The sequence below is a fragment of the Prosthecodimorpha staleyi genome (assembly GCF_018729455.1).
Classification (GTDB): Bacteria; Pseudomonadota; Alphaproteobacteria; order Rhizobiales; family Ancalomicrobiaceae; genus Prosthecodimorpha; species Prosthecodimorpha staleyi.
Window position 1 is genome coordinate 1 of the sequence record NZ_JAHHZF010000036.1, and the last position, 2,500, is coordinate 2,500.

Sequence of the window (2,500 nt, forward strand, 5' to 3'; positions counted from 1 at the left end):
GTAAGCGTCGTCCTCACCCCACCTTGACGGCCGAGGGTCGGTACACCCAGGGCATCAGCTCGTCGAGGCGGTTGTTGGGGTGGCCGTTGACGATGCGGGTGATGGCGTCGGTGAGGTAGGCGAGCGGATCGATGCCGCCGAGCTTGCAGGTCTCGATCAGGGTGGCGACGACGGCCCAGTGTTCGGCGCCGCCGTCGGATCCGGCGAAGAGAGCGTTCTTGCGGGTCAGGGCCAGAGGCCGAATGGACCGCTCGACGATGTTGTTGTCGATCTCGATGCGGCCGTCTTCGGCGAAGCGGCAGAGGCCATCCCAACGGGAGAGCGCGTAGCGGATCGCCTCGGCGAGCTTGGTCTTGTGGCTGATCAGGTCGAGCTTGGCGCGAAGCCATGGCTCCAGGGCCGCGAGGATCGGCCGGCTGCGGGCTTGGCGGACTTCGCGGCGTGTCTGTGGGTCGAGACCGCGGATCTCGGTCTCGATGCGGTAGAGGTCCGTGATGCGAGCGAGCGCCTCGGAGGCGATTGGCGCGGGGCCGGCGGCGGCGAGTTCGTAGAAGCGGCGGCGCACATGGGCCCAACAGAAGGCCAGCACGACCGTGTTGGACCGCCCGAGCTTGGCGTAGCCGCCATAGCCGTCGACCTGGAGGATGCCATTGAAGCCGGCGAGGTGCGCGAGGGGGCGCTCGCCCTTTCGATCGGGAGCGTAGCGATAGACGACGGCCGGCGGATCGGCGCCGCCCCAGGGCCGGTCGTCGCGGGCATAGGCCCAGATCTGCCCGGTCTTTGTCTGGCCGCGGCCGGGATCGAGGACCGGCGCGGTGGTCTCGTCGGCGAACAGGCGGGGCGACGCCTTGATGATATCCAGCATGCGCTCGTGGACCGGCCGCAGCAGGAAGGCGCCCTTGCCGACCCAGTCGGCGAGCGTCGCCCGGTCGAGGGCGATGCCCTGGCGGGCGTAGATCTGGGCCTGGCGATAGAGCGGCAGGTGATCGGCGTATTTGGAGACCAGGACCTGCGCCACGGTCGCCTCGGTGGGGATGCCGCCCTCAACCAGCCGAGCAGGGGCCGGCGCTTGGACCACGACCTCCTCGCAGGACCGACAGGCATACTTGGGTCGACGTACGACGAGAACCCGGAACTGCGCCGGCACGAGGTCCAGCCGCTCGGTACGGTCTTCCCCGATCGGATGCAGCCCGCCGCGGCAGCACGGGCAGGTCTTGTTATCGATATCGATCACCTGCTCGATCCGCGGCAGATGGGGCGGCAGCGCGCCGCGGTTCGCCCGCCGCCGCGCCGTCCGCTTCTCGCGCGCCTCGGCATCGGCGATGTCGGCCGCGGCCTCATCCGCGGAGACGACCTGTTCGACCTCCTCGAGGGCCAGGAGCATCTGGTCTTCCGGCAGGCTTTCGGCTCGCCGGCCGAAGCGATGCCGCTGCAGTTCCTTGATGATCTGACGCAGCCTCTCGTTCTCCGCCCGCTCGGCGAGGAGCATGGCGCGGAGCGCAATCGGGTCAGCGGTGAGGGTGTCGGGCGCCTCTGTCACGAGACGGATTCAAGCATATCCGCCAGTGGCTTGCCAGCAATTTGGCTGCACCGGAGTCCATCTCGGCGTTCAAGCTGGCGCCGTCGGCTGCCGCTCGGGACGAGCTTGGTGCACGCGCTTCCAGTCGAGACCCTCCAGGAGGGCGGCCAGTTCGCCGGCGCTCAGTCGCATGACGCCGTCGCGGATCGACGGCCACTGGAACCGGCCCGTCTCCAGGCTCTTCGCGTAGAGCACCATGCCGGTGCCGTCCCACCAGATCAGCTTCACGCGGTCGGCCCGCTTCGCACGGAAGACATAGACCGTCCCTGAGAACGGATCGGCGCCCATGGCCTCCCGCACCAGCGCGGCCAACCCTTCGGCACCTTTGCGGAAGTCCACCGGCCGCGTCGCCACCATCACCCGGACCGACCCGGTCGGCCCAATCACGGCGAGGCCTTCAGGGCGCGCAGCACCGCCGTGACCGTCCGCGCATCCGCGCCGCGCCCGACCCGCACCGTGACGCCGTCGATCTCCACCTCGATGGTTCCGGCGCCGCTCGCGCTCCGCCTCGCTTGTAGCCGCCGGGCAGGAGCCGGATCGGCACTCGCCGGCTCAGCCACCGGTTCGACCATCGCCGGCACGAAGGACGGAGCCGTTGTAGCCTCGCCGTCCCTGAGAAGCCCAGTCCGCATCGTCCGCCGCCAGGTGAACAGCTGCTGCGGCGTCAATCCATACCGCCGTGCAACGCCGCAGACCGTGTCGGCCCCAGCGTAGCTCTCCGCCACGATCGCGGCCTTCTCCTCCGCCGTCCATGTCCGGCGGCGCCCCGCGCCGGTGAAGACCTCGAACCGGCGGACGGGACCACCGTCTCCCTTGGACACGTGCTTATGCTCTGAAATCGACATGTGTCGGAGCCCTCCAGGCTCCGAACTTCCGACGATCAACCAGCAAAATGGTAGGTGGGGCCAGGACGACGCTTAC

At 69.2% G+C, this 2,500-nt stretch carries 3 protein-coding genes; all 3 read right to left on the reverse strand.

Features of this window, described 5'->3' with window-relative positions:
* Positions 1-13: 13 nt before the first annotated feature.
* The gene (gene tnpC / locus KL771_RS28185) at positions 14-1,489 is read right to left on the reverse strand and encodes an IS66 family transposase (protein WP_261971830.1); all 1,476 of its coding nucleotides are present in this window, start codon (positions 1,487-1,489) and stop codon (positions 14-16) included.
* A 120-nt stretch (positions 1,490-1,609) separates the two neighbouring features.
* The gene (tnpB, locus tag KL771_RS28190; RefSeq protein WP_261971828.1) at positions 1,610-1,966 is read right to left on the reverse strand and encodes an IS66 family insertion sequence element accessory protein TnpB; all 357 of its coding nucleotides are present in this window, start codon (positions 1,964-1,966) and stop codon (positions 1,610-1,612) included.
* On the reverse strand, positions 1,963-2,400 hold the full coding sequence (gene tnpA, locus KL771_RS28195) for an IS66-like element accessory protein TnpA (RefSeq protein WP_261971829.1): 438 nt from the start codon (positions 2,398-2,400) through the stop codon (positions 1,963-1,965). Before tnpA ends, tnpB begins: the two co-directional genes overlap by 4 nt.
* Between the last annotated feature and the right edge of the window lie 100 nt (positions 2,401-2,500).